The sequence below is a fragment of the Mesorhizobium sp. M0802 genome, assembly GCF_040320115.1.
Taxonomy (GTDB): domain Bacteria; phylum Pseudomonadota; class Alphaproteobacteria; order Rhizobiales; family Rhizobiaceae; genus Mesorhizobium.
The window spans coordinates 153008-160038 of the sequence record NZ_JAMYOY010000018.1 but is presented as its reverse complement, the minus strand read 5'-3'; the positions used below and the strand labels follow the sequence as shown (position 1 = coordinate 160038).

Annotated in this window: 5 protein-coding genes; 1 reads left to right on the top strand and 4 read right to left on the bottom strand. The window is 63.9% G+C overall.

Annotation, left to right across the window (positions count from 1 at the left end; translation table 11 throughout):
* Nucleotides 1–159 precede the first annotated feature (159 nt).
* The 4 genes from NKI10_RS23765 to gcvA form a co-directional block, all read right to left on the bottom strand.
* The gene (locus NKI10_RS23765; RefSeq protein ID WP_352740194.1) at nucleotides 160–1467 is read right to left on the bottom strand and encodes an ABC transporter substrate-binding protein; all 1308 of its coding nucleotides are present in this window, start codon (nucleotides 1465–1467) and stop codon (nucleotides 160–162) included.
* 151 nt (nucleotides 1468–1618) lie between these two features.
* Nucleotides 1619–3061, bottom strand: a complete 1443-nt coding sequence (locus NKI10_RS23760) for a hypothetical protein (protein ID WP_352862128.1) — start codon at nucleotides 3059–3061, stop codon at nucleotides 1619–1621.
* Nucleotides 3062–3252: 191 nt separating this feature from the next.
* The gene (pncB, locus tag NKI10_RS23755) at nucleotides 3253–4557 is read right to left on the bottom strand and encodes a nicotinate phosphoribosyltransferase (protein ID WP_023683568.1); all 1305 of its coding nucleotides are present in this window, start codon (nucleotides 4555–4557) and stop codon (nucleotides 3253–3255) included.
* Nucleotides 4558–4726: 169 nt separating this feature from the next.
* Nucleotides 4727–5695 (bottom strand): transcriptional regulator GcvA, encoded by a 969-nt coding sequence (gcvA, locus tag NKI10_RS23750; protein WP_023671280.1) that lies wholly within the window; start codon nucleotides 5693–5695, stop codon nucleotides 4727–4729.
* Nucleotides 5696–5907: 212 nt separating this feature from the next.
* Here gcvA and speB point away from each other — a divergent pair, with 212 nt between their 5' ends.
* Nucleotides 5908–6969, top strand: coding sequence for an agmatinase (gene speB / locus NKI10_RS23745; protein ID WP_352862127.1), 1062 nt, complete (start codon nucleotides 5908–5910; stop codon nucleotides 6967–6969).
* Nucleotides 6970–7031 lie beyond the last annotated feature (62 nt).

The following is a 7031-nucleotide window of genomic DNA, read 5'->3' as shown; positions in this document are numbered from 1 at the left end:
CCGGGGCGCCCTACCCCCCCGTTGGGGGGTTGGGGGCCCGCGCGGCGGGGGGGGGGGGGTTGGGCACGGGCCGGCGCGACCCCCACCCCGTCTCGCATGCTTCGCAAAAGTGCGAAGCTTGCGTGCCGACCCTCCCCACAAGGGGGAGGGTAAGGCGCCTCACAGCGCCTGCGTCGTATAATCCCCTTCGGCCTCGTAAAGCCCGTCCTCGATCTTGGTCTTGTGGACGACCTTCATCTTGCCGCCTTCGACCTTGGAGATGTTCTGGATGCCAAAACACTGGTGGATCTTGCCGTTGAAGGTCTTGGGGCCTTGCGGATGCTCCGGGCCTTCGGCGAATTCGGTCAGAGCCTCGGTCGCCTCGACCAGCTTGGCGCGGTCTTCCGGACCCTTGTAGCCGGCATCTTCCATGGCCTTCTTGACGACATAGAGCGTTTCCCAGCAGCCGAACATGTGGGCGGCGGTGGAGACGTCCTTGGGGTCGCCGACGGCCGCGCCATTGTCGTCGATGCCGACAGCGGCGCGGTAGGCTTTCTGCGCGGCCGAGTCATTGGCCTGCGCATAGCGCGGCGAACCTTCCCAGAAATGGCTGCCGTCCAAAAATTCGAGGCCGGGGCTGTTGATGTCGGTGGCTTCGAGCGAATCGATGAAGCCGAACAGCTGCGGCCGGTTGGAGCCGTAGAACTCGCCGAGTTCCTTGACGAAGGTGAGCACGGCCGGGCCGACCATGACATGGTAGATGACTTCGGTCTCGGCCGGGATCTGCGGGAAGTATTTCGTGAAAGACGACTCTGTCGGCGGGATGGCGATCTGGGCGATGACCTCGGCGCCTTGCGCCTTCAGCGCCGGCGGCAGGTAGTCGCGATGGTCGTAGCCGAAGGCGAAGTCGGGGAAGATCTGCGTCACCTTCTTGCCGGCATTGGCCGCGATCCACGGCGCCATCGACTGGATCTGGCTCTTCACATCGGTGATGCCAGGCTGGAAGACGTAGCGGTTGAGCTTGGTCGAAGCGACGTGGTGGCCTTCGCTGACGACGAAATACGGGATCTTGTTTTCGCCGGCGGCCGGCGCCGAGCCGATCACCACATGCGAGAACAGCGTGCCGAAGACGATGTCGGTCTTGTGCTGGGTGGCGAACTTGCCGACCACCTCGGCGCCACGGCCGGGATCGGTGCCGTCATCCTCGATCACCAGTTCGACAGGTCGGCCATTGATGCCGCCGGCGTCGTTGATCGCCTTGACCGCGGCGGCACTGGTCTTTTCATACCAGCGGCCATAGGCGGCGCCGATGCCGGTGCGGTGCGACTGGAAGCCGATCTTGATTGGCGCTGAACTCTGCGCCTGGCTGTAGCGGACGAAGCCGGGCGCGAGCGTCAGCCCGGCGCCGGCGGCGAGACCTTTCAGCGCGGTGCGGCGGCTAAGGGTGGATGATTTGGAGAGATCGAAAAACCCATTCTTGTCAGTCACGGCAGTTCCCCTGTTTTTGAGTTTTGACTGTCTGTAACGAGGCAAGGCCCTCCCTTGCAGGAGGGGCAGAAATTGCATGTGTACAAACTAAATCACCAAAGCACAGAGCTTGCAAGCGGGCTTTCCGCAAAGGCATGTGGATCAGCTTGTCTCATCCGGCCGTCGGCGTGGCAAGCAACCACAGGCCGAAGATCGTGTAGGCAATCATCAGCATGGTGAGCGGCAACTGGCTGAGGGCGGCGCGCGATGGCACCTGGTGCAGTCGCCAGGCCAGTCCATGGGCAACGAGCACCGCCAGCATGTGCCCGGCGATGATGATGCCGGCCTGCAGGTTCCACAGCCACCAGGCGGAGTGGGCCCCGGCGACGATGCCGGCCTCGATCTGCATGTCGGCGGCGCCGAACAGGTTCCATCCCAGCGCGAACGGGTCGGACAAAGCGGCGATCGCATACTGGCCGTCGACCAGCAGCGCCGTCAGATAGTGCGCGACATGATAGGCGAGCGCGATCGGTACGATCGACCAGACCAGCAGCCCGGCGGCCTCGCCGTGGGAATGTCGGCTGCCGGCAAGGCGCTGGCCGAGTATGACGGCCAGCAGGAATGCCGCCGCGAGCAAGACGAAGGTCAGCACGAGGCCAAAGCTGCTTATGCCGATGAGCGCGGTGCGGCCGGGATATTCCAGCGGGTTGATGCCGAACAGGCCGAGCCAGAAGAAGGTTTTCGACAGGCCGTCGAAGGACACCGATGACAGGCTGAGCAGCAGGAAGGCGATACCGCTTGCCGGCAGGGGCGCTGCGCCGAGCAGTTTTGCGCCGGGCCAGCAGAGAGCGAGGCGGCCGTGTTCATCGCGCTCGACGATGGCGAAACGAGCCACCATGGCGAAAAAGATCGTCAGGAATTCGCCGCGCCGGCTCCAATCGCGGTAGCCGAAGGCGAGCATGGCGATGAAGGTAAGCAACCAGTAGAGGCCGGCGACATAGGCAAGCCGCGCCGGGTCGTCGGGCGCCGGGTCGATCAGCTCGAACCAGGCGAAGGCGAAGAACAGGATAACGGCCGGCCAGCAGCCGAGCCATGAAGGCAAACGCGATTCCTGTCCCTCACGGCCACGAAACTTGAACAGGCGGCTTTCGATCCGCCGCGGGCCATACCATGGATTCAGCCACGACCAGAGATCGCCGAACAGGCCTTGCGCGATGGCAAGGCCGACCCAGAGCAGCGTCCAGATGGTTAGCGACAGCGGATTGGAGAGCGGGTCGCGGCTGCCGAACAGGCCGGCGGCGATGAGCGTTGCGAAGCCGGCAAAGGAGATGAGGCTGATGACTGTGCGGGCGGTGTCGCTGAAGGTGAAAAGTTGTAAGCGGCGGCGCCAGAAGCGGTCGAGGGTTGCGGGTGGCAGCAGGGCGAGGACGAGGAAGCTGACGGCGACGGCGAGCGCGCCGCCGGCGATGTAGTAGCCGGTGGGCAGGAGGAGGACGTGGCCGCGGTCGGAGGCGTGGGCGAAGGCAGGGTTGGGGAGGAGTGTGAGGGTGGTGGTGATAAGGGTTGGCCGGTGACAGCCGCGCTCTACGACGCCCCCCTCTGTCCTGCCGGACATCTCCCCCTCGAGGGGGGAGATTGGCAGTTGCCCTGCCGGCGCTTCCTTTGCAACGTCGGAGATTAGCGAAGGCGGAGATGACGGGGTAATCTCCCCCCTTGCGGGGGAGATGTCCGGCAGGACAGAGGGGGGTGGGCGGGAACTCACGCTATCGCGATTTCCATTTCGTCCAGCAAGGCACCCGCCGACCCTCAAACCTTGACCAGCTGCTCCACGCGGTCCTTCGCGCCAAAAATCCGGAGATAGCGCTCGATCTCCTTCTTGTCGCCCGTCGCTTTCGCCGGATTGTCCGACAGCTTCACCGCCGGCCGGCCATTGGCCTCCGTTACCTTGCAGACCAGCGATATCGCATCCAGGCTGTTGGTTTCGGTCGGCGCGCAGCCTTCGAAATCGTTGGTGAGGTTGGTGCCCCAGCCGAAGGACATGCGCACCTTGCCCTTGAAGTGCCTGTAGGTCTCCTCGATGGTTTCGACCTCGAGACCGTCGGAGAAGATCAGCAGCTTCTGCCTGGGGTCCTTGCCCTTCTCGCGCCACCAGTCGATGATTTTTTCGCCGCCTTCGATCGGCGGCGCGCTGTCGGGGCGGAAGCCGGTCCAGTCGGCGACCCAGTCCGGGGCGTCGCGCAGGAAGGATGCGGTGCCGAAAGCGTCGGGCAGCACGATCAGCAGGTTGCCGCCATAATAACGCTGCCAGTCCTGCAGCACCTTGTAGGGCGATTCCTTCAATTCCTTTTCCGACTTGGCAAGGGCGGCAAAAACCATCGGCAGTTCATGCGCGTTGGTGCCGAGCGCTTCGAGGTCGTTGTCCATGGCCAGCAGCACGTTGGAGGTGCCGGTGAAGGCTTCGCCAATACCTTCTTTGAGCGCCTCGACGCACCAGCGCTGCCACAGGAAGGAATGGCGGCGGCGGGTGCCGAAATCGGAGATGCGGATGCCGGGCAGCGCCTTCAAGCGTTCGGTCTTGGCCCACATCTTCCCCTTGGCGCGTGCATAGAGCACGTCAAGCGCGAAGGGACCGAAGGCGCGCATGGCGGCGCGGGAACGAAGCTCATTGATGATCGCCAGCGCCGGGATTTCCCACAGCGTAGTGTACATCCAGGGACCGCTGAAGGAGAGCTCGTACTGACCGTCGCGCTTGGACAGCTCGTAGTCGGGCAGCCGAAAACCTTCCAGCCAGGCGAGGAATTCCGGCTCGAAGATCTGCTTGCGGCCATAGAAATTGTTACCGCCAAGCCAGATCATCTCCTTTTTGGAGAAGCGCAGCGTGCGGGCATGGTCGAGCTGGTCGCGCAATTCACCTTCGTCGATGTCGTCGGCAAGCCGCACCGAGGTGGTGCGGTTGATCAGCGAAAAGGTGGCGTCGACCTTGGGGTACATGCCCCAGATCATCTGCAGCATCAGAAGCTTGTAGAAATCGGTGTCGAGCAGGCTGCGGACGATCGGGTCCAGCTTCCAGGTGTGGTTGTAGACGCGCCGCGCTATATCGGTTCTTGCCATGTCCTGCCGTCGCCTTCGCTGCTCACGTCTTTCTTACGCAATTCCGGACGGGAAACCGCCGCACAGTTTTCCTGGAATTGCCGGGCAAGAGCTTATTAGCATTGAATTTTTGAAAGCGCCTCCCGCTTTCCGGGCTGGCCCGACAAAAAGCAGCCGCTCAGGTCCAGCCTCAACTCTTGGCGCCCACCACCCGCAGCGCCGGACGCTTCCTGCGGCTGCCGATGCGGCCGGCCACCGGCGCGTCGGCCCGGCTGTCGGCCTGTTCCTTTTCGGCAAACAGCCAGTCGACGAACAATTGCACGATCGGCGCCGAACGCATCTCGTTGCGGCAGACGACGTAGAAATCATCGACCGCCGGCACCGACAGGCTGAACGGCGCCACCAGCAGGCCCCTGGCGAGCAGCATGCTGGCGGTGACGGAATCGCCGAGCGCCACGCCATGTCCGTGCACCGCGGCTTCGATCGCCGTACGGGCGTCGCCGAGATGGTGGCGGCGGCCACGTTCGAGGTCGAGCCCATCGGCGGCGGCCAGCCAGGTGTGCCATTCGCGGCCATCATCGCCATGCAGGATGACATGGCCAGCAAGATCCCGGCAGATGCGGAGCGGCCGGTTGTTGATCAGCGTCGGGCTGACCACCGGGAACAGTTCGAGGCCCGACCATTTGCGCATCCAGCAATCGGTCCAGCTGCCGTCGCCATAGAGCACGCAGACATCGACCTGTGGGGCGCGGATGTCCTTGGGGTCGTTGGACGGGATCAGCGTCAACCTGATATCAGGATATTGCGCCATGAAGCTGCCGAGCCGCGGCGTCATCCACAGAAGCAGCAGCGCCGGCACGCAGGAGACCGACAGCGTACCGGCGCTGGCTGGCCTGGTCATGCGCTGGGTGGCGGCGGCGATGCCGTCGAAGGCGGTCGAGACCGCCGGCAGCAATTCGGCGCCGTGCGGGGTGAGCTTTACCCGCTGTCCGGTGCGTTCGAACAGTTTTACGCCGAGTGATTGCTCGAGCGCCTTGATCTGGTGGCTGATCGCGCCATGGGTGACGTTGAGCTCACTCGCCGCCTTGGTCAGCGAGGCATGCCGCGCCGTCGCCTCGAAGGCGCGCAGGGGATTCAAGGGGGGCAGACGCTTGGCCATGAGCAACCGGATACTCTGTGAGATTTTCTCACAATCAGCACCGTAACAATATCAATTGATTTTTCAATGCCGCTGCCGGACACTTTGGCAGGTCAACAGCATCAATGACGTGAAATCTACAGGCAGCCAGCGGGACAGCGGCCCGGCCGGATGATGGTCAGTTCGCAGGTGTCGCCACGGCCGCATGCATCAGCCCGCAGGAGGAGACCGACATGGGTTATGACAGAGGCAAGCTGGAAGCCTTGCGCCGCAAGTATGGCGAGAGCCATGGCGGCGAGATGTTCGACCCGAAGTTCCGCAAGGTCGCCGACAAGATCTTCTCCAAGAGCGGCACAAGGCTGGCGCCCTATGCCGGCATCCCCACCTTCCTCGCCGCGCCCTACCGTGAAATCGCTGCCGACAATCCGGGTTTCGGCGATTTGCAGGTGGCGATCATCGGCGTGCCGATGGATCTCGGCGTCACCAACCGGCCCGGCTCGCGCTTTGGACCCAGGGCGCTGCGCGCCATCGAGCGCATCGGCCCTTACAATCATGTGCTGGAATGCGCGCCGACGCATGAGCTGCGCGTCGCCGACATCGGCGACACGCCGTTCCGCAGCCGCTACCGGCTGGAGGTCAGCCACGAAGACATCGAGCGCCGCACCAACCAGATCGTCGATGCCGGCGTGCTGCCGCTTTCGGTCGGCGGCGACCACTCGATCAGCCATCCGATCCTGAAGGCGGTCGGCAAGAAGGCGCCGGTCGGCATGATCCATATCGACGCCCATTGCGACACAAGCGGGCTGTTCGACATGACCAAGTTCCATCATGGCGGACCGTTCCGCAACGCGGTGCTGGACGGCGTGCTCGACCCCACCCGCACCATCCAGATCGGCATCCGCGGCTCGGCCGAGTATCTGTGGGAGTTCACCTACGAATCCGGCATGACGGTCGTGCATGCCGAAGAGGTGACGGGTCTCGGCATCCCCGCCATCATCGAGAAGGCGCGCAAAATCGTCGGCGACGGCCCGACCTACATTTCCTTCGACGTCGACAGTGTCGATCCGGCCTTCGCGCCGGGTACCGGCACGCCGGAAATAGGCGGCCTGACGACGCGCGAGGTGCTCGAACTGCTGCGCGGCTTGAAAGGTCTCAACATTGTCGGCGGCGATGTCGTCGAGGTGGCGCCGCAATATGACGCGACCACCAACACCGCCCATGTCGGCGCCCAGGTCCTGTTCGAGATCCTGAGCCTGATGGTGTTCAGCCCGGCGATCACCGGCAAGGGGGCCTGACGGATTTCACATGCAAAGGCGGCCGCCGCGCTGGAGCCGGCGGCCGTTTCCAAAACAAACAA